Source organism: Devosia sp. Leaf420 (assembly GCF_001425445.1).
In the GTDB taxonomy this organism is placed as follows: Bacteria; Pseudomonadota; Alphaproteobacteria; order Rhizobiales; family Devosiaceae; genus Devosia.
This window is the reverse complement of the sequence record NZ_LMQU01000012.1, coordinates 327477-347038: the sequence shown is the minus strand read 5'-3', so window position 1 is coordinate 347038 and position 19562 is coordinate 327477. Positions and strand designations below refer to the sequence as shown.

At 60.0% G+C, this 19562-nt stretch carries 23 protein-coding genes; 11 read left to right on the top strand and 12 right to left on the bottom strand.

Translation table 11 applies throughout. The features are described from left to right. Positions 1-3 precede the first annotated feature (3 nt). Positions 4-357 carry a hydroxyisourate hydrolase gene (gene uraH, locus ASG47_RS14975; protein WP_061910414.1) on the bottom strand — a complete coding sequence of 118 codons (354 nt, stop codon included), beginning with the start codon at positions 355-357 and terminating at the stop codon, positions 4-6. A gap of 154 nt (positions 358-511) precedes the next feature. Here uraH and ASG47_RS14970 point away from each other — a divergent pair, with 154 nt between their 5' ends. Beyond that, entirely contained in the window at positions 512-1495 is a 984-nt protein-coding gene (locus ASG47_RS14970) for a LysR family transcriptional regulator (RefSeq protein ID WP_061910412.1), read from the top strand. 65 nt (positions 1496-1560) lie between these two features. Then, the gene (gene puuE / locus ASG47_RS14965; protein WP_061910410.1) at positions 1561-2979 is read left to right on the top strand and encodes an allantoinase PuuE; all 1419 of its coding nucleotides are present in this window, start codon (positions 1561-1563) and stop codon (positions 2977-2979) included. Positions 2980-2998: 19 nt separating this feature from the next. Here puuE and ASG47_RS20740 read toward each other — a convergent pair whose 3' ends face one another. Continuing rightward, positions 2999-3145 (bottom strand): hypothetical protein, encoded by a 147-nt coding sequence (locus tag ASG47_RS20740; RefSeq protein WP_156352217.1) that lies wholly within the window; start codon positions 3143-3145, stop codon positions 2999-3001. A gap of 57 nt (positions 3146-3202) precedes the next feature. Beyond that, positions 3203-3691 (bottom strand): SRPBCC family protein, encoded by a 489-nt coding sequence (locus ASG47_RS14960; protein ID WP_061910408.1) that lies wholly within the window; start codon positions 3689-3691, stop codon positions 3203-3205. A 52-nt stretch (positions 3692-3743) separates the two neighbouring features. Between ASG47_RS14960 and ASG47_RS14955 the strand changes: the two genes are divergently transcribed. From ASG47_RS14955 to ASG47_RS14935, 5 genes are all read left to right on the top strand, one after another. Continuing rightward, complete coding sequence (locus ASG47_RS14955) at positions 3744-4073, top strand: ArsR/SmtB family transcription factor (RefSeq protein ID WP_061910406.1); 330 nt, start codon at positions 3744-3746, stop codon at positions 4071-4073. 66 nt (positions 4074-4139) lie between these two features. Continuing rightward, entirely contained in the window at positions 4140-4958 is an 819-nt protein-coding gene (locus ASG47_RS14950) for a bifunctional allantoicase/(S)-ureidoglycine aminohydrolase (protein WP_061910404.1), read from the top strand. A 15-nt stretch (positions 4959-4973) separates the two neighbouring features. Next, positions 4974-5480: an ureidoglycolate lyase gene (locus tag ASG47_RS14945; RefSeq protein ID WP_061910401.1), complete on the top strand. Its 507-nt coding sequence runs from the start codon at positions 4974-4976 to the stop codon at positions 5478-5480. 69 nt (positions 5481-5549) lie between these two features. Then, complete coding sequence (locus ASG47_RS14940) at positions 5550-6302, top strand: META domain-containing protein (protein ID WP_061910399.1); 753 nt, start codon at positions 5550-5552, stop codon at positions 6300-6302. 3 nt (positions 6303-6305) lie between these two features. Further along, a complete protein-coding gene (locus ASG47_RS14935) occupies positions 6306-6929 on the top strand; it encodes a nucleoside deaminase (RefSeq protein WP_061910397.1) in 624 nt (207 codons plus the stop codon). 120 nt (positions 6930-7049) lie between these two features. Here the strand turns inward: ASG47_RS14935 and ASG47_RS20735 are convergent, their stop codons facing one another. Then, entirely contained in the window at positions 7050-7196 is a 147-nt protein-coding gene (locus ASG47_RS20735; protein ID WP_156352216.1) for a hypothetical protein, read from the bottom strand. A gap of 220 nt (positions 7197-7416) precedes the next feature. Between ASG47_RS20735 and otsB the strand changes: the two genes are divergently transcribed. Both otsB and ASG47_RS14925 read left to right on the top strand, forming a co-directional pair. Continuing rightward, positions 7417-8205 (top strand): trehalose-phosphatase, encoded by a 789-nt coding sequence (otsB, locus tag ASG47_RS14930; RefSeq protein ID WP_200940947.1) that lies wholly within the window; start codon positions 7417-7419, stop codon positions 8203-8205. 91 nt (positions 8206-8296) lie between these two features. Then, positions 8297-9712 (top strand): alpha,alpha-trehalose-phosphate synthase (UDP-forming), encoded by a 1416-nt coding sequence (locus tag ASG47_RS14925; protein WP_082511760.1) that lies wholly within the window; start codon positions 8297-8299, stop codon positions 9710-9712. Positions 9713-9829: 117 nt separating this feature from the next. Here the strand turns inward: ASG47_RS14925 and ASG47_RS14920 are convergent, their stop codons facing one another. From ASG47_RS14920 to ASG47_RS14905, 4 genes are all read right to left on the bottom strand, one after another. Then, positions 9830-11290 (bottom strand): DEAD/DEAH box helicase, encoded by a 1461-nt coding sequence (locus tag ASG47_RS14920; protein WP_413813466.1) that lies wholly within the window; start codon positions 11288-11290, stop codon positions 9830-9832. A gap of 357 nt (positions 11291-11647) precedes the next feature. Beyond that, positions 11648-12439: a molybdopterin-dependent oxidoreductase gene (locus tag ASG47_RS14915; RefSeq protein ID WP_061910393.1), complete on the bottom strand. Its 792-nt coding sequence runs from the start codon at positions 12437-12439 to the stop codon at positions 11648-11650. Then, positions 12436-13344: a cytochrome b/b6 domain-containing protein gene (locus ASG47_RS14910; RefSeq protein ID WP_082511759.1), complete on the bottom strand. Its 909-nt coding sequence runs from the start codon at positions 13342-13344 to the stop codon at positions 12436-12438. Before ASG47_RS14910 ends, ASG47_RS14915 begins: the two co-directional genes overlap by 4 nt. 71 nt (positions 13345-13415) lie before the next feature. After that, the gene (locus ASG47_RS14905) at positions 13416-14066 is read right to left on the bottom strand and encodes a ThuA domain-containing protein (RefSeq protein WP_061910391.1); all 651 of its coding nucleotides are present in this window, start codon (positions 14064-14066) and stop codon (positions 13416-13418) included. A gap of 229 nt (positions 14067-14295) precedes the next feature. On the opposite strand from ASG47_RS14905, the gene ASG47_RS14900 reads away from it, so the two are divergent. Next, positions 14296-15897, top strand: a complete 1602-nt coding sequence (locus ASG47_RS14900; protein WP_061910390.1) for a bifunctional metallophosphatase/5'-nucleotidase — start codon at positions 14296-14298, stop codon at positions 15895-15897. A 36-nt stretch (positions 15898-15933) separates the two neighbouring features. Here ASG47_RS14900 and ASG47_RS14895 read toward each other — a convergent pair whose 3' ends face one another. Further along, a complete protein-coding gene (locus ASG47_RS14895) occupies positions 15934-16302 on the bottom strand; it encodes a response regulator (RefSeq protein WP_061910389.1) in 369 nt (122 codons plus the stop codon). A 41-nt stretch (positions 16303-16343) separates the two neighbouring features. Further along, positions 16344-16595, bottom strand: coding sequence for a GlsB/YeaQ/YmgE family stress response membrane protein (locus ASG47_RS14890; RefSeq protein ID WP_061910387.1), 252 nt, complete (start codon positions 16593-16595; stop codon positions 16344-16346). A gap of 163 nt (positions 16596-16758) precedes the next feature. On the opposite strand from ASG47_RS14890, the gene ASG47_RS14885 reads away from it, so the two are divergent. Beyond that, positions 16759-17328, top strand: a complete 570-nt coding sequence (locus ASG47_RS14885; RefSeq protein ID WP_061910385.1) for a hypothetical protein — start codon at positions 16759-16761, stop codon at positions 17326-17328. A 75-nt stretch (positions 17329-17403) separates the two neighbouring features. Here ASG47_RS14885 and ASG47_RS14880 read toward each other — a convergent pair whose 3' ends face one another. Further along, positions 17404-18447 carry a Gfo/Idh/MocA family protein gene (locus tag ASG47_RS14880; protein WP_061910383.1) on the bottom strand — a complete coding sequence of 348 codons (1044 nt, stop codon included), beginning with the start codon at positions 18445-18447 and terminating at the stop codon, positions 17404-17406. A gap of 177 nt (positions 18448-18624) precedes the next feature. Further along, entirely contained in the window at positions 18625-19413 is a 789-nt protein-coding gene (locus tag ASG47_RS14875) for a ThuA domain-containing protein (RefSeq protein WP_061910381.1), read from the bottom strand. Positions 19414-19562: the final 149 nt, after the last annotated feature.

Here is a 19562-nt window from a genome sequence, read left to right as displayed (position 1 = left end):
GGCTCAGCTCCCCCTGTAGGTCGAATAGGCGAAGGGGCTGACAAGCAGCGGCACGTGATAGTGCTTGTCTTCGGAGATGGTGAAGCGGATCGGCACGACATCGAGGAACGGCGTTTCGATCTCGACCCCAATGCGCTCAAAATACTGCCCGACATGAAAGCGAATCTCGAACTCGCCCTGCTGGAACTGATCGTCCGCGAGGAGCGGCTGATCGACCCGACCGTCGGCATTGGTGTAGCTGTCGCCCAGATTGTGCGTGTGGTCGCCATGCACGAAGTGCAGTTCGAGGCGCATACCACGCGCCGGCTTGCCCGCCATCGTGTCGAGAACGTGAGTGGTGAGGCGTCCGCCGGCCATATGCTGCTCCTATACACACCGTCCGAACGTGGGGCGTTTCGGAACGGCATGTGCAATTCGTTTCCCCGAAGAGCACCATAGAACTGCGATTCTGCTCTTGATACTCTCAAATTGGGAGCACTATGCTGCCGAAACGGCAACAGCAAGTCCCACGATGACCGACAAGAGCCCGACTGCCGACCGCCCCCGCGAACACGCGCTTTCTGCAGGCCTCCTCGCCCGCGTGTTCCATCAGCCATCGCTGCTCTATTTCAACGCGGTCGCCATCCACCTGTCGATCCGTGAAGCCGCCCGCCGCCTCAACGTCGCTTCGTCAGCGGTCACAAGACAGGTCGCCCAGTTGGAAGATGCCCTCGGCATCACCCTCTTTCTCCGCGACAAGCGCCGCATGCGCCTCTCCCCCGCCGGCGAAATCCTCTTCCGCCATTCCCGCCGCCTCGCCGCGCCAATGGAAGCCGCCGTCTCAGAGATCGAACTCCTCCGCGGCGTCCGCGCCGGCGTCGTCCGCATCGGCACCGTCGAAAGCGTCGGCCTCTCCTTCCTGCCGCGCCTCATTTCCGACTTCGGCCAGCGCTACCCGCGCCTCACCATTGATCTCTCCATCATATCCTCGAGTGAAGTGGTCGAACGTCTCGTCGAGGAGCGCATCGACATCGGCTTTGGCTTCATCTCCAAGCCGCCGCGACAGATCGACATCGCCTACCGCCGCGATGTCCATATTGGCGCCGTCATGGTCCCGAGCCATCCCTTGGCCTCGGCCAAAAACCTCACCATGGACCAGTGCCTCGATCATGCCGTCGCGGTGGCCCGGCCCGAAATCTCCATCCGCGAAGTCATAGAGCCCTTCCTACGCCGCCCGGGCCTCGCCCTGCCTCCGATGGTGGAAGTCAATTCCATCCGCATGCTGGTCGAATTGGCCTTGGGCGGCCATTACCTATCGGTCATGACGCCCATCGGCGCACAAAACGAAATTGCCGACGGCCGCCTGATCTTCAAGCCGCTGCACGATCCCGGCCTTCCCACCAATCGCTTCGGCATCCTCGTCCGCACAGGCAGCGCGCTTCATCTAGCCCCCGCCATTTTCTTCGATCACGCCAAAAGCTATTTTGATGGCCTGCAACTGCCCGGTGCAATCTGACGACTGGTAAAATCACCCGTCCTGCGCTTACCCTGCCCTCAACGACACCGACGCATGAGACAGTGATGAACCGCTACCCCCGCGACATGCAAGGCTACGGCCGCAATGCCCCTAATGCCAACTGGCCCGGTGGCGCCCATGTCGCGGTGCAATTCGTGCTCAATTACGAAGAGGGCGGCGAAAACAACATCCTCCATGGCGATGCTGCCTCCGAGGCCTTCCTCGTCGATGTCCTCGGCGCCGCGCCTTGGCCCGGCCAGCGCCACGCCAATGTTGAAAGCATGTACGAATACGGCGCCCGCGCCGGCTTCTGGCGCCTCCATCGCTTGTTCACCGAGGCCGCACTCCCCGTCACCATTTACGGCGTCGCTACCGCCCTGATGCGCGCGCCCGAACAGCTTGCCGCCATGCAGGACGCCGGTTGGGAAATTGCTTCCCACGGCTATAAATGGGTCCAGCACAAGGACATGTCTCTGGACGAAGAGCGCAGCCAGATCGCAGAGGCCGTGCGCCTTCATACGCTGGCCACCGGCTCCCGCCCCCTCGGCTGGTACACCGGCCGCTCCTCGCTCAACACGGTCGATCTCGTCGCCGATTATGGTGGCTTTGCCTATATATCGGACACCTATGACGACGACCTGCCCTATTGGAAAGTCATCCACGGCCATCCCCAGCTCATCATCCCCTATTCACTCTCAACCAATGACATGCGCTTCGTCACCGGCCCCGGCTTCGACAATGGAGAAGAGTACTTTCAGTTTTTGAAGGACACTTTTGACTGCCTCTACGCCGAAGGCCAAGCAGGCAGCCCCAAGATGATGTCGCTTGGCCTCCACTGCCGGCTCATCGGCCAGCCCGGCCGCTTCCAGGGCCTCAAAAAGTTCGTTGATTACATCAAGACTTTTGACAAAGTCTGGGTCCCGACGCGCCTGGATATCGCCCGCCATTGGATGCAAGAACATCCCTACACCGCGCCCGAAATCATACCCAGCCAACTCCCCAAAGACGAGTTCGTCACCCGTTACGGTTCCATCTTCGAGCATTCCCATTGGATCGCCGAACGCGCCTGGGACAGCGAATTGGCTCCCGCAAACGACACCGCCATCGGCCTCCACTTTGCGCTCCGCACCCAGTTCCGCATGGCAACGCCGGAAGAACGTCTCGCGGTTCTCCGCGCCCATCCAGACCTCGCCGGCAAGCTCGCTGCCGCACAGCGCCTGACCGCCGAATCCACTGCCGAACAAGCCTCAGCCGGCCTCGACGCCTTGACCGATGCAGAGCGCGAAAAATTCACCGCGCTCAACAATGCCTACACCCAAAAATTCGGGTTCCCCTTCATCGTCGCCGTCCGCGACCACGATAAGGCGGGCATTCTCGCCAATTTCGAAAAGCGCCTCGCCAATTCGGCGCAAGATGAATTCGACACCGCCTGCGCGCAGGTCGAACGCATCGCGCTGCTGCGGCTCAAGGCCATCCTCCCCTGAGCCACCCTGGAACGGCGGCCTACCCGTTCATATCGTCGGGGTCAGCGTCGAATTGAGGTTCGTCGCTGAATAGGCCCATGAACAAGGCCAGCGCTGCCAACCACGGCAGATGATGCTGCAGCCAGGTAGACGATCCAACGAAAAGCGACACGCTTGGGTTACTCATGCCTTCAACCATCGGGCCAAAAGTTGAAAATTTGGTAACCCTAATCGAACCTTAGCGCTATTTGTAGAAGCCGGCGCGCAGGTTGATCCCGTGCTCGACATAGACTTTCAGCGCGCACAGCATTCCCGTCCACCCCTCGCAATTGCCATAGGACGCCTTCTGCGCCGCCGCGTTGTCGCGCCAACCGCTTTCGTGGATCGTCACTAGCGTGCGGCCATCGTCCAGCCCGGCAAAGGTCATCGTCACCGTGGTCTCGTATTGCCCTGTTTCGTCATTTCCGTCCGCCGCGCCCCAGCGCAGAACGATCTTTTCGTCCTGTACAACGTCAACCACATGGACAGGGAAGGCACCGGGAAAATCGTGAAAATCCCAAGTCACGACGGCGCCGGTCTCAAGCCGCCCCTTCGCGCCGCCCGTCGTAAAATACCCCGACAATTCCTTGGGATTAGCCACTGCCTCGAACACCTCGTGTACCGGCTTGCTGATCCGTCCGGATACAGAAAATTCCGGGCTCGGACGCGGCCCCTTGCTCACAACTGCACGCATATTTCTCACTCCTCCGCTTGACCCACAAAACCATATGTTATAAAAATATAACATGTCAACCGACGACCAAGACGATCTGATTTTCAAGGCTCTGAGCCACCGCATCCGGCGGCGCATGCTTGATGTTTTGAAGACCGAACCCGCGACCACTGGCACGCTCTGCTCTGCGTTCCCCGAGCTCGATCGCTGCACGATCATGCAACACCTAGGCGTTCTCGAAGCAGCCGGTCTCGTCATTGCCGAGCGCCGCGGCCGCGAGCGCTGGAACCACCTCGATGCCCTGCCCGTCCACGCCATCCACGAGCGTTGGATCGGCCCATATGCCGCCTATGCCGCGTCCATGCTCAGCAAGCTTGAGAAGAACCTCGCCCTCAGCGAATAAGAGGCATGGCCTCATCCGCCGTTCCGCTCTAGTCTTTCCGGAATCGTCCAGAATTGACCCGAGCTCATGGCAACGACCTACGCCTCACCCATCGCCGGCCTGCCGACCCAGATGGCCCTCCACACCGGCCGCGCCACCTTCACCGAGGCCTATGCCCTGATCCCGCACGGGGTGATGCGCGACATCGTAACATCCTACCTGCCCCATTGGCGCGAGACCCGGCTCTGGGTCATCGCGCGCCCCATGTCCGGTTTTGCCGAAACCTTCTCACAATACATCGTGGAAGTTCTGCCGGGCGGCGGGTCGGAACGGCCTGAGGACAACCCCGAAGCCGAAAGCGTGCTTTTCGTCGTCGCCGGACAGATCAATATCACCATCGAAGGTCAGACGCATACGCTCAAGGAAGGCGGCTACGCCTTCCTGCCGCCCGGCTGCAAATGGTCCATCACCAATCGCGCGACCGATCCGGCCCGCTTCCATTGGGTGCGCAAGCGCTATGAAGTCGTCGATGGCGTCGAAATTCCCCCGCCCTTCGTCACCAACGAGCAGGACCAGCCCATTCGCTGGATGGCGGGCACCAAGGACACCTGGGGTACGACGCGTTTCGTTGAACCCACCGACCTCCGCCACGACATGCACGTCAATATCGTCACCCTCGAGCCCGGCGCGGTCATTCCCTTCGAGGAAACCCATGTCATGGAACACGGCCTCTATGTGCTCCAGGGCAAGGCAGTCTATCGGCTCAATCGCGATTGGGTCGAGGTCGAGCCAGGCGACTTCATGTGGCTCCGGGCCTTCTGCCCACAGGCCTGCTATGCCGGCCCAGAGCGCTTCCGCTACCTGCTCTATAAGGACGTCAACCGCCACGCCAAGCTGCCGTTCTGAGCCGAGGAAACCGGAATGCCCGACACCATCTTCATCGAGTCGCTGACGCCAGATGCCTTCGCCCCCTTCGGTCAGGTCATCCAGACAGAGGGCGCGCACCACTATCCGATCAATGCCGGCAAGACCGAACGCTTCCATGATCTTGCACGCGTCGAACTCGGCGGCGTCCATCCCCGTCCACTGATCTCGATCTTCCGCGGCCAGCCTTACGCCCCGCCGCTCAGCCTCACGCTCGTTGAGCGCCACCCCCTTGGCAGCCAAGCTTTCTATCCCCTCGGCGACGCCCACTGGCTGGTCATCGTTGCCGAGGACGAGAGCGGCACGCCGATCAACATCCGCGCCTTTCGCCCCGGCCCAGGGCAAGGCGTCAACATTGCCATGAACACGTGGCACGGCGTGCTGACGACCCTCGATAAAGAAACCGATTTCCTCGTCGTCGACCGCGGCGGCGACGGTAATAATCTTGAGGAGCACGTTTTCTCAGCCCCCCTCATCGTCACCCATCGCGAACCGAGCGCTTAACCCCAAGCGCCACTTTGCCTCGCCAACGTCATGCCGACCCGCTACGCTAAAACGATAGGGAGGATTGCCATGCTCACCCGGCTTATCTCGATCGTTATGTCGCTTCTGCTGCTGTCGAGCTCTACCTTTGCGCAGGGCCTGTCGCTGACCGGCGACGTAACCTATCGCGAACGGATGGCGCTTCCCGCTGGAGCAAGCCTTTACATCGGCCTCGTCACCCTGCCCGATGGCCGCCCGGTTCTTGGTGCCGGCTCCTCCGTTCCCTCAGGCGCACAGCCGCCGCTCCAATTCGCGCTGGCCATCCGCTCGGATCTGACCGGGTCGAAAAAATCCTATGGCCTCGTCGCCGATATCCGCCTCGGTAGTGCCATCCTCTTCCGCAACGACGTCGCCGTGCCCGTCGATCTCAATTCGCCATCGCCAACGACAATCGTCGTCTCGCGTTACACGGGTGCCCAATCCGTCGTTGAACCTGTCATCGAAACCGGTCTCATCGGTGCAACCTGGCAGGTCACCAGCATAGCGGGAACGCCCGTCTCTGGCAGCCGCCCCATAACCCTCTCCATCGCGTCCGATCTGCGCGTGGATGGTCATGCCGGATGCAACGATTATTTCACGCAAGCCACGATCGAGAGCGGCGGCCTCCAGTTTGGGCTGCCTGCATCGACCAAAAAAACCTGCAGTGCCGACCTCATGGCGCAGGAACGGGCCTTCTTCGCGGCGCTTGACGCCACCGCGTCTTATGATCTCACTGATGATAGCCTGCGCCTTCTCGATAGCGCGGAGATTCCGTTGATCGGTCTGATCAAGGCCACGGAGTAGATTTTGGAAACGACCCGCCTTCTCCAGCGCTTTCTCGATGTCATCGAGCACGACATCGTGCCGAAAACCGCGAGGGGAGTGGCCGCAGGCAACAAGCTGTTCGGCGCGGCGATCCTCCGCAAGTCTGACCTGTCGCTCGTGATCGCCGAAACCAATAACGAAACCGAAAATCCGCTTTGGCATGGCGAAATGCACGCCATCAAAAAGTTCTTTGAATTGCCCGAAGATCAGCGGCCCGCAACCAAGGACTGCATATTCCTCACGACCCACGAGCCTTGCTCGCTCTGCCTATCCGGCATCACCTGGGCAGGCTTCGACAATTTCTATTATCTCTTCACCTACGAAGACAGCCGCGACAGCTTCGCAATTCCCTACGACATTCAAATCCTACAGTCGGTTTATGCCGTCCCTGATCCTGATCGCGACAAAGTGCCGGATGAGCGCCCGCTCTATAACCGAGAGAACGCTTTCTTCAAAAGCCGGTCGATTGGTGAATTGCTGGCGAGTCTTGATCGCGGACAGCGCGAAGAACTGCTCGCGCGGGTCGACGATCTACGGGCCGCTTATGGGGATTTGTCGTCGATCTATCAGCGCGACAAAGGCAGCAAAGGCATTCCGCTTGCCTGAGTTTTGCGCAGCGACTTCAACGGTCGCCTGACCAACGTTTCGATCCCAGCGCATTTTGGCATGGGAATAACGACCCGAAACAATTCAGGTCGTTGAAGCTCGCTTTGCGTTGCGCTCGCCTTATTCATTGCTCCCTACCGCAATTTGCGCATCCGTCACCGGCATTTCCGCAAACGAAGCCGCTAATGTTATGAAGCTCAGCGCCGCAACGAAGAGAGCGGTCAGCATCAGTTGCGACTGAACGGGCTTGGTGAGCATAGGACGCATTTGTTCTGGTAATCCCTCAACTTAGTCCGAACCGAGCTGTTCACCGGTTCGCGATCATAAAACGCAACAAAAGGCATATCGCTCCCAACCTGAGGTGATCACGAACGCGTGATTTAGATTTGTTCATATTCCCGCCACGTGCATGTCTGCCGTGTGGCGCGAACTTTTCTTCTCCCGTGGCGTTAGGTCTCATGAGCCGTAATCCGAAGTGAGAGAAGTTATGAACGAAATGCTAATTCGGAATGGCGCCGAGCTGCCCGCGCTGGCCATCTTCACCGACTTCGACGGCACTCTAGTCGAAATCGCCGAGCGGCCTGATGCAGTTGTGGTGCCGAGCGATCTTGCAGAGCAGCTTGAGCGCGCCACCCAGGAATTTGACCACGCCTTTGCCGTCATAACCGGACGCGAAATCTCCGACATCGATCGCTTCCTGTCCCCACTCCATCTTCCCGTCGCCGGAGCGCACGGTTCGCAGCGCCGTCGCGCCGATGGCTCGATGGAAGAGCTGGACGAAGACCTGATCGTCGGCGCCGAAAAGATCGCTCGCGCTATCGAGCCGCTCGCCATGGCGCATCCCGAACTGATCATCGAGCCCAAGGCCGGCGCAGTGGCTCTTCATTTCCGTCAGGCGCCGGAGCTTGAAGGCGATTGCCTCCGCGCGATGGAAGAGGTGCTGGAAAGCCATCCGCAATATTCCCTCGTGCCGGGCAAGATGGTGCTCGAAGCGCGGCCTGCCGCCTTCGACAAGGGCGCGGCGCTGCGCGCCTTCATGGAAGAGGAACCCTTCAAGGGTCGTACGCCGATTTTCATAGGCGATGACCGGACCGACGAAGATGCGTTCCTCGCCGCTCAGGAACTTGGTGGCGTCGGCATCAAGCTCGGCGCCGGTGAGACGTCCGCCCGTCTTCGCATTGCCGATGTTGCTTCAGTCCACGCACTGATCCGTGGCCTCACCGATATGGCGCATCGCGACGATGCACCGATCCTGGCGGACACGACGGCAAACTGATCCGAGGTGTCGATCACAGCCTGAAACCACGCAAGTTCAGACCCGGGCGCACCAGTCCGGTTCATTGTTTTTCTAACTAGGGGGTCTACCTATGAGCCGCATCGTCATCGTTTCCAATCGTACGCCAGGCAAGGGTCCTGCGGCCGGGGGCCTTGCGGTCGCTCTGAGAAAGGTCCTGTCCAACCACGAAGGCTTCTGGTTCGGCTGGTCCGGAAAACTCACCGAAACCCCATCGTCGAAGCCGAATTTCGAAGACATCGATGGTTTGAAGGTCGCCCAGATCGACCTTACCGCCGATGATCACCGCGCTTATTATGCCGGCTTCTCCAACTCAATCCTCTGGCCGAGCTTCCACCTGCGCCTCGATCTCGCGACCATCGAAGGCTATTGGTACGAGGGTTATCGCCGCGTGAACCAGCAGTTCGCCAAGGCGCTCATGACGCTCCTCAAGCCAGACGATGTCGTTTGGGTGCACGATTATCACCTGATCCCTCTTGCCAGCGAATTGCGACGCCTCGGCGCGAAGAACCGCATTGGCTTTTATCTCCACATCCCCTTCCCCACGGCGGATGCGCTTTACGCCATCCCGCACCATGGCGATCTCATGCGCGACCTGTCGCGCTATGATCTGATCGGCATGCAGGCCAATCGCGACGTTGCGGCATTCACCGATTTCGCCGAGCACCAGGCACCCTCGACCTTCGCTACCGCGTCGACCGAGACCATCGATTTCTCCAAGACCGAAGTGACCGCTTTCCCCATCGGCTCGGACCCCGAGGCTTTTACGCGGCTCTCGACCAGCCCGGCGGCCAAGAAGATGATCCATCGCATGCGCCGCGCCCTCGCCGACCAGCGCTTGATCCTCGGCGTCGATCGTCTCGATTATTCCAAGGGCCTGCCGCAGCGCATCGAAGCCTACGAAAAGCTTCTCGCCAACAATCAGCGTTTCCGCCGAAACGTGCATTTGCTGCAGGTCGCCCCACCCTCGCGTGACAGCATCAAGGAATATCAGGAAACCAGCGACACCCTCGACGCCATGGCGGGTCGCGTCATGGGCCGCTTCGCCGAACCAGATTGGGCACCCCTGACGTACGTCAAGCGAGCCTATGGCCAACCCAGTCTCGCCGGCCTCTATCGCCTCGCACGCGTGGGCCTCGTCACGCCCCTCCGCGATGGCATGAACCTTGTCGCCCACGAATATGTCGGCGCGCAGGATCCGGAAGACCCCGGCGTGCTGGTCCTCTCCCGCTTCGCCGGCGCCGCGGAAATCTTCCCCGAAGCGCTGCTGGTCAATCCCTTCGACACCGACGAAACCGCCGAAGCCCTTCGCATGGCCCTCGACATGCCGCTCGAAGAACGCAAGCAACGCTGGCAAGCCCTCTGGGCCGCCGCCACCAAGCACAATGTCGACGACTGGGCCCTCAGCTTCCTCAAACGCCTCTCCCCCGGCATCGAGGATCAAGCCCAGGTCGACAAAGACACCATCTACATGGCCTCGGTGGCATAACTGCTAAAGCACTGGCGCTGCGACGCTGACCTCATGGTGAAATGCGAAGTCTTGAACCACTGAGTGCATACAGAATCTGCAAACAAAAAGGGCGGCCACCGGGCCGCCCTTTTTCATTTAACCTTCGCCGCGGCGATTGCGTGCAGCGGACTTTTTCGCCCCCGTGGTCCAACGCGGCTTGGCCTTGAGGCCGTCAGCGCGCGGTGGCTTTACCGAGCGAGATGGGGCCAGGGGATTGCGCGGATCCCGGGCAGGGCCAGCGCTCGCTTCGCGTGGGGCATTTGCATCGCGCGGGCTGCCGCCCCTGCCACGTTCGCCACCCGGACGCGGCGTGTTGAACTTGCGCGGATCCGGCTTCGGATTGCGTGCAGTGCGCTGCCCACCAGGAGCCCCGACAGTGTGCCGTGGTTGTCGCGGCGCCGAAGCCGTTGCTTCTTCGACCATGTTGACGTCGCCGGAAAGCGGCAGCGTACGGCGGATAAGCTTTTCGACATCGCGCAGTTTCGAGCGCTCGGTGCCGTCGCAGAGCGTGATCGCGATACCGGTCGCACCATTGCGGCCCGTACGGCCGATGCGGTGCACATAGTTTTCCGGATCGTCCGGCAGATCATAGTTCACGACATGGGTGATGCCGGGAACGTCGATACCGCGGGCGGCAATATCGGTGGCAACGAGAATGCGGACTTTCCCGCTCGAAAAACCCTTCAGCGCTGCCTGACGCGCATTCTGGCTCTTGTTGCCATGAATGGCAGCAGCCTCATGCCCATCGATGGCAAGGTTCTTGGTCACGCGGTCGGCGCCATGCTTGGTGCGTGCGAAAACGATCACGCGCTCCATGCCTTCCTTCTCGTCGTCGAGGAGGCCATTGAGCACATTGCGCTTGGCCTTGGCGCCAGAAAGGATCACGCGCTGGTCGATCTTGACGACCGTCGACCCCTGCGGCGCCGCCTCGACCTTCACCGGCTCCTTGAGGAGCCCCTTGGCGAGATCTTCGACCTCAGCCGCCATGGTCGCGGAAAACAGCATGGTCTGGCGACGCAGACCAATGGCCTTTGCAATGGCCTTCACCGGCGCGATGAAGCCCATGTCGAGCATGCGATCGGCTTCGTCGAGCACCAGCCAACGCGTTTCATTGAGGCGGATCTTATTGTCGTCAAGCAGATCCTTGAGACGGCCGGGCGTTGCCACTACAACGTCCACACCCTTGGCGATCTTCTGCACCTGATGGTAGCGCGACACGCCACCGAGCACGAGAACAGTGTCGATCTTCTGCTTGGAGCCTGCAAACTTACGGATATTCTCTTCGATCTGCACGGCAAGTTCACGCGTCGGTGCGAGGATCAGCGCGCGTGTCGTCATCGGCCGCGGACGGCCGGTCAATTGGGCAAGCCCGGCAAGGATCGGCAGGCCAAAGGCCGCAGTCTTGCCCGAACCGGTCTGGGCAATGCCCATCATGTCCCGGCCCTCGAGCAGCTTCGGGATCGCTTCGCTCTGGATCTTGGTTGGCGTCTCGAACCCACCGGCCTTGAGGCTATCAACGAGGGTGACGGGCAAGCCGAGACTGGAAAAATCGGTCAAATCTTGATCTTTCATCATGCGCAAAACACTGCGCGGGCACGCTGCGAACCGCAGGCGCCATGAATAAAAATGCAATCGGGCGATAGGGATTATCGCGCGGGTGCTGGCTCAAACCCGGAGCATTTTCGCTATCCGGGCTGACTTCGCCGCTCACCGCTGAGTAAGAAGAGAAGTCCGTTAGCGGCACATTTCGCCGCAACGCTGCGTCCCATATGGGCCACAATGCCCATAAAGGCAAGTGTAACAGGCGCATGGGTGGTTTGTGCCCCTCAAACGGGAGCCACGACGCCCTAAGTTATGCGCCCAGTTGAGTCAGATCGCCATTTGCAGCCCGCTATGTCCAACTGGGCGCAACACCTAGATCCCACCATACCAATCATAGCCGTTGTCTGGCCAATACCCGCCCTTGCCCATACCGAACGGGGTCAGATCATCGACCAATTCGATCGTGTGCAGATATTTCGGCTGCTTATATCCAAGCGCTCGCTCGATCCGCAGCCGCACCGGCGCGCCATTGCTCACCGGCAAAACCTGATCGTTGAGCCCATACGACAAAATGGTCTGCGGATGATAGGCGTCCACCAGGTCCGAGCTCTCGTAGTAAAAAATCTCGCCCGAGAGTGACTTCTGGATATTGTCGAAGCAGTGATAGACGCAATAGCGCGCCTCTGGCTTCACCCCGGCCATGTCGAGGAGCGGTCCGAGCTGTGTCCCGGTCCACTTGGCAATGCAGCTCCATCCTTCAACGCAATCATGCCGGGTGATCTGGCTACGCGCCGGCATATTCCGCAATTCGTTGAGCGAGAACGAGACCTCGCGCTCGACCATGCCCTTGATGGTCAGCTTGTAAGACGCGAAATTCTGCATCTTGAGGAAAGTATATTCCGGCGTCGTCGGCTGCGTGGAGCCGTTCGGCTTCATTCCCTGCCGGATTTCGCTCGCCGCATATTCCCGTGCCAGCGTCTGATCGCCAATCAACGCCCGCTGCGCGCGATAGGTCAGCACATTCGCCTGCTCCAACGCCTGCCGCACGGGATGTCCGCGTTGCCCCAGAAAGTTGAATTGATCGCATCCAGCGAGCGCTATGCTCGATCCCAGCGCCGCGGAGCCCACCAACAGTTTGCGGCGGTTCATGATCAGGCCGCTCATGGCTTATCTCCTTCGGCAGCTGGCGTTCCCGGGCTTGTGCGATACCACCCCGTGATCATCGAGCGCAGCTCATTGATCGGCCCGGCCAGCAGCACCATCAAAATGTGGACGATGAAGAACAGCACCAGCAGCACCATCGTGCCGAAGTGGATGGTTCGCGCCGTCTGCCGCCCACCGAAAAGATCGAGCAGCCATGGCCAGGCGGCGTCCATGCCGGGGCTCATGGTCAGTCCCGTCAGCACGATCAGCGGAAACAGCACGAAGAACACGGCGAAATAGCTCAGCTTTTGCAGCGGCGAGTAGCGCCGCCCATGATGCAGCTTCAGCCGCGCATGATCGCCAATATCCCTCGGCAGCTCTTTGAGATCACCACCACGCGGCAAGATATCCCGCTTGAGATGGCCGTTGATGAAGCTCGCTAAAAACCAGACGAACAGCGCCGCCACCATCAGCCAGCCGAAGAAGAAATGCACAACCCGGCCGGTGGCAAGATCGCGATAGGACGGAATGGTCACCGCCCCCGGGAACCCCACATAAGCTGGCGCTTCCGCCGTACCGCTCATCCCGAGCACGCCGGTCGTATCGAACGTCTGCCCGAATACCGTCGTCTGGCCGCGCGGCCCCTGTGGTGTGTTGACCGCCCCGATCCGCAAGACCGAATTATCGAACTCGAAGCCCGATTGCTGGCCGATATAGAGCGCGGGATGGGCATTAAAAATCTGCAGCCCGGAAAGCAGCAGAAAGAAGAGGCAGATGACCCAAACCCAATGGGTCAACCGGGTCCAGATGGACTGGCGATAAACCAACGGTCCTTTGGGTCGAGCCACCGGCGTTTGGGAAGACGCGTCGGCGGAGGGCCTTGGCTCTCCACCCGCAGGTTGTTCTTGGCTCGAATCCACGCTCATCCTGCTCTCCTTGATCGTTTCAGATACGAGAGCAAAACGGGTCGGGTTTCAACTCACCTTCGAGCGAGAGCCTATTCGGCCCGCGCTGCCCAATTCATGCCCCGACGCATGATCGTGGCCATATCGGCGTTCTCGAATTCCTTGGCCTGATGGCCGAGCGTCATATGGAACACCTTGCCCTGCCCATGGCGGCGCTTCCAGACGACCGGCATGACGACACCATTGATCCAGCTTGCATGCTCGCCGGTGAAGGTCGTCGTCGCCAACACCTCGTTGGAGGGGTCGACATGCATATAATATTGCTCCGACTTATAGGGAAAGGACGCGGGGATGCCGTCCATGATGGGATCTTCAGGCTTCGTCACATCGACCGTATAGTCGATGATATTGCCCGGATGCGCCACCCACTGGCCGCCGACCATGAACTGATAGTCCACCGCTTCGCGGAACGCATCGCTCATGCCGCCATGATGCCCGGCGAGGCCCACGCCGCCTTCGACTGCCTTGACGAGGTTTTCGACCTCTTCCTTGGCAATCTTGCTCATCGTGAAAATCGGAACGATCAGCGAAAGATCGTGGATGGAGGGGTCGGCAAAGGCGCTGGTTTCGGTCGCGGTACGCACCGCATAGCCGTCTTCATGGAGCCAACGACGATAGATCGCCGCGCATTCTTCCGGGTCGTGACCTTCCCAGCCACCATAAACGATCAAAGCACTACGCATCAGGATTAACCCCGCAAATCAAACGGGGCGGAGAATACCTGACTCATCCGCTATTGAAACCCCGTCCCGTGCCGCCTTCGCTCAATCGAGCAAATTGCGCTGCCACAACACTTTTCACTGTCATAATTAGCTGATTAACTAAACCTTGTGCTTCCCCCGGCCGCTTGGCGAGGTGCATCGCCGGCGGTCCCGAAGCGGAATTTGCCACGAGCCACAAGGGATTTGAGGGATGAAGAAACTACTGCTGGGCGCCACCGCGCTCACGCTTTGCGCTGGTTTTTCGACCGCCACCTATGCCGAGTTCACGCTGAACATCCTGCACATCAACGACTTCCATTCGCGCTTCGACCCCATCACCGGCTCCGATTCCAATTGCGATGCCGAAACCGATGCGGCCGGGGAATGCTTTGGTGGCATCGCCCGCCTCAAGACCATCATCGATGATACCCGCGCCAAATATGAAGGCGGCAATTCGCTGCTGCTCTCGGCAGGCGATAACTTCCAGGGGTCGCTCTATTACACGACCTACAAGTCCAAGGTCGTCTCCGATTTCTTCAATCAGATGGGCTTTGATGTCGTCGCCACTGGCAATCACGAGTTCGACGATGGCCCGGAAGAATTCCTGAAATTCATTGAAGCAGCCAAATTCCCGATCATCGGCGGCAATTTCGATGTGACCAAGGATGAAGGCCTCCGCGGCAAGATCGAAGGCTCGATCGTCCTCGATATCGGCGGCGAAAAGGTCGGCATCATCGGCGCGACCACCGAAGACACGCCCGATATCGCCTCGCCCGGCGATGTCGAATTCCACGATGTCATCCAATATGTCCGCGGCGCCTCCGAAGCGCTCGATGCAGCCGGCGTCAACAAGATCATCCTTCTCAGCCATATCGGCTACAATGAAGATCTCAACGTTGCCGCCTCGCTGCCGCTCGTCGACGTCATCGTCGGCGGCCACAGCCACTCGCTGCTGGGCTCCATGGAAGGCGCCGTTGGCCCCTACCCCACCATGGTCACCAATCCCGAGGGCGTCGAAGTCCCCGTGGTTCAGGCCAATCAGTATGGCAAATATCTGGGCGATATCGCCATCACCTGGGATGACGAGGGCAAAGTCACCAAGGCCGAGGGCGAGCCCTTCCTGATCGACGCATCGGTCACCGCCAACGAAGAGTTCAAGACCCAGCTCGCCGAACTCGCCGGCCCGATCGAGGAAATGACCAGCCAGGTCATCGGCTCGACCACCGCCAAGCTTGAAGGCGCCCGTGAAGTCTGCCGCGTCGAAGAATGCTCCATGGGCAATCTCCTCGCCGACGCCATCCTCGATCGCGTCGCCGATCAGGGTGCTACCATCGCCTTCCAGAATGGTGGCGGCATCCGCTCCTCCATCGACGCCGGTGAAATCACCGTCGGCGACGTGCTGACTGTCCTCCCCTTCTCCAACACCCTCGCCACGGTGCAGATTTCCGGTGCCGACGTCATCGAAGCGCTCGAAAACGGCGTTTCCGACATCGAGAACGGCGCCGGCCGCTTCGCTCAGGTTTCAGGCCTCAAATATAGCTATACTCTCGCAAAGCCCGCCGGCGAGCGCGTGAGCGATGTGATGGTCAAGGGTGAAGGCGATACCTGGGTGCCGATCGACGAGGAGAAGACCTATACCATCGTCACCAACAACTATGTCCGCGGTGGCGGCGACGGCTATGGCACTTTTGCCGAAGGCGAAAACCCCTACGACTTTGGCCCGCCGCTCGAGCAGGTGGTTGCCGAATACCTCGCCAAACTCGGAGGGGAATATACCCCCTATACCGATGGCCGTATCACGGTGATCAAGTAAAAACAGGAAGGGCGCCCACCGGGCGCCCTTTTCGCTTCAGTTCAGCGCAATCGCTGAGGTGAGCAGGTCTTCATTCCAGGGCTTGGGGACGAAGCGCGCATTGTCGGGCATTTCACCCGAAAACGGCTTCCGTCCCGCCGAGACGACGACGATCTTGATATGGGGCCACATGAATCTCACATGGTTTGCGAGCACCATACCGTTTCGCGTGCCGGGCATGTTGATATCGGTGATAAGACCGGAAAAAGCATCGCCCGCCCGTCCGAGAATGCCGAGCGCCTCTGCGGTACTCCCAGCCTCCCATGGCTCATAACCACACTCTCTGACGACCTCAGCCAGTTCCATCCTGACGATAGGCTCGTCATCGACGATCAAAAACGACTTGCGACCCGATTGTGTACTCATGACCAGACAACAACTCCGCCCCATTCACGTTCCGGCCGGTATCAACGGCGGCGCGCGACCAGACCCCAAATGACGAGAATAATGATGGCACCGACCACCGAGGCAATGAAGCCTGCGCCGTCATTCGGGCCATACCAGCCGATCTGCTGACCGAGCCATGTTGCGAGAACCGAACCGACGATGCCGAGGATAGTGGTGAGAATGAACCCGCGCGGTTCGTTGCTACCCGGTGTGATCCACTTGGCGACGAGACCTGCGAGGAAGCCGATGATGATGGCCCAGATGATACCCATTTGACGCTCCTATTGTGATGCCGAATAAACAGCGATCCTGCCATCCCGGTTGCAATGGCTCATCACAATTGCCGCTTTGCTGTCCCTTTTGCTTAAAAGTGTTGCAACTGCCGTGTCAGACCCCCGTTGTCAGGCGGGGGGCAATTGCAACCGGAGAATACCGATGAACAAGATCCTGGCCGCCGTTTCGGTCGCCGCTCTGATGAGCGCAGGTTCTTTTGCTATTGCCCAAGATGCAGCTGTTGGCGTGGATGCCGGCGCTGGGGTAAGCGTTGACACGCCTGCGATGGATGCGCAGGCAGGTGCTGGTACCAGCACCGATGCCAATGCCACGACGAATGGCACTTCCACGACCGGCAATGCCGGCACGAATGCCAATGCAAACGCCAAGGCCGGCACCAATGCCGGTGGCATGTCTGACAACACCTACGGCTCCGTCGTGTCTTCGATCTCTGGCAATGCCAGCGTCGATCTCTCGGCAGTGACGGAAGACTCTCAGGTCAGCATCGTTCTGTTGACCTCGCTACAGGGCAATGCCGCCACTGAAGCGGCCGCGCTTGATGAAGCTCTCTCGGCCAATGCCGAAGGCCAGACCACGCTTCACTCTAATATCGAAGCGAACGCTGCTATCAAGGCCAAGCTCGATGCCGAAGGCTACACAGCCGATGACGTCGTCGCCGTCAAATCGGCCGCCGATGGCATGGTCACCGTTTATGTGGACGATCGCGCCTAAAACGACCCAAACTTAAAAAGAAAGCCCCGGTTCACACCGGGGCTTTTTTGTATTTCGGATATCGCGCTGAGGTTCTCAGACCTTGTGCTCCATCCGGTCACGGTCCGTCACCGTGCCCAAATCGAGCACCTTCTGAATGTTCGTCGCGTGACGGAAGCTCGGCTCCATATTCTGGCCCGTCCGCACCGCTTCGGCAAAGCGCTGATAGTTGGTGAACACCGGTTCCACCTCGACCTCGGTCCATGTCCCGGTCTCGACATCGTCGCCGAGGCAGGTGAAGAGCTTGGACCAGTCATGCCGGTGTTGCACTTCCACCGAGCCCTTGTCGCCATAGACACGAAGACGCAGTTCGTTGAAATGCCCGGTGGCCCAGCGCGTCGCATGGATGACGCCGAGCGCGCCATTCTCAAGCTGCGCTGTCATGGCAAAGCTGTCATTGGCGTCGAGATCATATTCACCGATCTGGTTGCCCTCTGCCTTATCGAAGGTTTCGAGCCGGCAGAAGACCCTTGAGAAATCGCTCCCTGCCCCATAAGCGGCAAAGTCGAGGATGTGGACGCCGATATCGCCCAACACGCCGTTCGAGCCGTGCTTCTTCGACAGGCGCCACAGCCACTGGCTTTCCGTGCGCCAATCGCCCCAGACCTTAGAGACAAGCCAGCTCTGGAGATAGCTCGCCTCGAAATGCTTGACGCGACCCACCTGCCCCGATTGCACGATCTCGCGCGCCTTCTGCAGTTGCGCAACATTGCGATAGGTCAGGTTGACCATGTTGACGAGCCCGAGCTGTTCGGCCGTCTCGGTCATTTCCATGGCCTTGGCATAGTCGGTCGCCAGCGGCTTTTCGCAGAACACGTGCTTGCCCGCATTCAGCGCCGCCATAGTAGTCGGGTGGTGAATGCTGTCCGGCGTCACATTGGCGATAGCATCGAACTCGCCCCAAGCCAAAGCCGCATCGAGCGAGCCGAAGCCGCGCTCGATCCCGTGGCTCTGGTTGAACGCCTCGACGCGCGCGGGATCGACGTCCACGCCGCCGGCTAGCGTCACGCCCTCGATCGCCGCAAAATGCTTGGCATGCTGGTTCGCCATGCCGCCAGTACCCAGAATGAGGATACGCATTCTTCTAATTCCTTGGCCGCCAAAACGACCGTCTGATTGTTTCACTACTCGAAGCCAAAAAAAGCCTCGATACCTGTCCCGTCGTCATCGCCCGGCTTGTCCGGGCGATCCAGTCTCACGCTAGTAACGCCCGTCGATTGCCTGGACAAGCCGAACAACCAACGGACGAAGCGTCTCTTACTGCTTCACTTCGCCAGCGTGATCGGATGCACTGAGCTTGGCGCCGCGTTCTTCGATCTTTTCGATCGCTTCGCCGACCGGCGTGTTCGGCGCCTTCATCAGGTGCGCATGGCGGTCGCCGTTATAGGCCCAGTTCACCGCGTTGCGCAGCACCTGGCCGACATTGGCGTCGTGATAGGTCGGATAGGTTTCGTGGCCGGGGCGGAAGTAGAAGATATTGCCGGCGCCACGACGATAGGTCAGGCCCGAACGGAACACTTCGCCACCCTGGAACCAAGAGACGAATACGGTCTCGAGCGGCTCCGGCACGGTGAAGGGCTCGCCATACATTTCTTCATATTCGAGTTCGAAATAGGCCGGCAGGCCCTTGGCGATCGGATGGCCCGGATTGACGACCCAAAGGCGCTCGCGCTCGCCGGCTTCGCGCCAGTGGAGGTTCGCCGGCGAACCCATCAGGCCCTTGAAGACCTTCGAATGGTGGCCCGAGTGGAGAACAATCAGACCCATGCCCTGCCAGACGTGTTCCATCACGCGCTTGACGACAGCATCGTCGACCTTGTCATGCGCCGCGTGGCCCCACCAGAGCAGCACGTCGGTTTCGGCCAGCACGGCATCGGTCAACCCGTGCTCTGGCTCCTGCAGCGTCGTGGTCTTCACGGCCAGATTGCCGTCTTGCTTCAGGAGTGAAGCGATCTGGTTGTGCATGCCCGTTGGGTAATTGTCGGCAACGACCTTGTTCTTCTGCTCATGGACGTTCTCGCCCCAGACCAGCGTACGGATCGGCATTGGTATTCTCCTAGATGCATGGCGAAGCGGGGAGGCGGTCGCCATTCCTTGGTTTTTTCGGCGTCATTCCCGCGAAAGCGGGAATCTCCCTTTATCGAGGAGACTCCCGCTTTCGCGGCAGTGACAGATTGGGTGAGAAAGGTGACGAT

Coding starts and splice junctions, on each gene's coding strand:
- uraH (WP_061910414.1), bottom strand. CDS start 357: ATGGCCGGCGGACGCCTCACCACTCACGTTCTCGACACGATGGCGGGC.
- ASG47_RS14970 (WP_061910412.1), top strand. CDS start 512: ATGACCGACAAGAGCCCGACTGCCGACCGCCCCCGCGAACACGCGCTT.
- puuE (WP_061910410.1), top strand. CDS start 1,561: ATGAACCGCTACCCCCGCGACATGCAAGGCTACGGCCGCAATGCCCCT.
- ASG47_RS20740 (WP_156352217.1), bottom strand. CDS start 3,145: ATGAGTAACCCAAGCGTGTCGCTTTTCGTTGGATCGTCTACCTGGCTG.
- ASG47_RS14960 (WP_061910408.1), bottom strand. CDS start 3,691: ATGCGTGCAGTTGTGAGCAAGGGGCCGCGTCCGAGCCCGGAATTTTCT.
- ASG47_RS14955 (WP_061910406.1), top strand. CDS start 3,744: ATGTCAACCGACGACCAAGACGATCTGATTTTCAAGGCTCTGAGCCAC.
- ASG47_RS14950 (WP_061910404.1), top strand. CDS start 4,140: ATGGCAACGACCTACGCCTCACCCATCGCCGGCCTGCCGACCCAGATG.
- ASG47_RS14945 (WP_061910401.1), top strand. CDS start 4,974: ATGCCCGACACCATCTTCATCGAGTCGCTGACGCCAGATGCCTTCGCC.
- ASG47_RS14940 (WP_061910399.1), top strand. CDS start 5,550: ATGCTCACCCGGCTTATCTCGATCGTTATGTCGCTTCTGCTGCTGTCG.
- ASG47_RS20735 (WP_156352216.1), bottom strand. CDS start 7,196: ATGCGTCCTATGCTCACCAAGCCCGTTCAGTCGCAACTGATGCTGACC.
- otsB (WP_200940947.1), top strand. CDS start 7,417: ATGAACGAAATGCTAATTCGGAATGGCGCCGAGCTGCCCGCGCTGGCC.
- ASG47_RS14925 (WP_082511760.1), top strand. CDS start 8,297: ATGAGCCGCATCGTCATCGTTTCCAATCGTACGCCAGGCAAGGGTCCT.
- ASG47_RS14915 (WP_061910393.1), bottom strand. CDS start 12,439: ATGAGCGGCCTGATCATGAACCGCCGCAAACTGTTGGTGGGCTCCGCG.
- ASG47_RS14910 (WP_082511759.1), bottom strand. CDS start 13,344: ATGAGCGTGGATTCGAGCCAAGAACAACCTGCGGGTGGAGAGCCAAGG.
- ASG47_RS14905 (WP_061910391.1), bottom strand. CDS start 14,066: ATGCGTAGTGCTTTGATCGTTTATGGTGGCTGGGAAGGTCACGACCCG.
- ASG47_RS14900 (WP_061910390.1), top strand. CDS start 14,296: ATGAAGAAACTACTGCTGGGCGCCACCGCGCTCACGCTTTGCGCTGGT.
- ASG47_RS14895 (WP_061910389.1), bottom strand. CDS start 16,302: ATGAGTACACAATCGGGTCGCAAGTCGTTTTTGATCGTCGATGACGAG.
- ASG47_RS14890 (WP_061910387.1), bottom strand. CDS start 16,595: ATGGGTATCATCTGGGCCATCATCATCGGCTTCCTCGCAGGTCTCGTC.
- ASG47_RS14885 (WP_061910385.1), top strand. CDS start 16,759: ATGAACAAGATCCTGGCCGCCGTTTCGGTCGCCGCTCTGATGAGCGCA.
- ASG47_RS14880 (WP_061910383.1), bottom strand. CDS start 18,447: ATGCGTATCCTCATTCTGGGTACTGGCGGCATGGCGAACCAGCATGCC.
- ASG47_RS14875 (WP_061910381.1), bottom strand. CDS start 19,413: ATGCCGATCCGTACGCTGGTCTGGGGCGAGAACGTCCATGAGCAGAAG.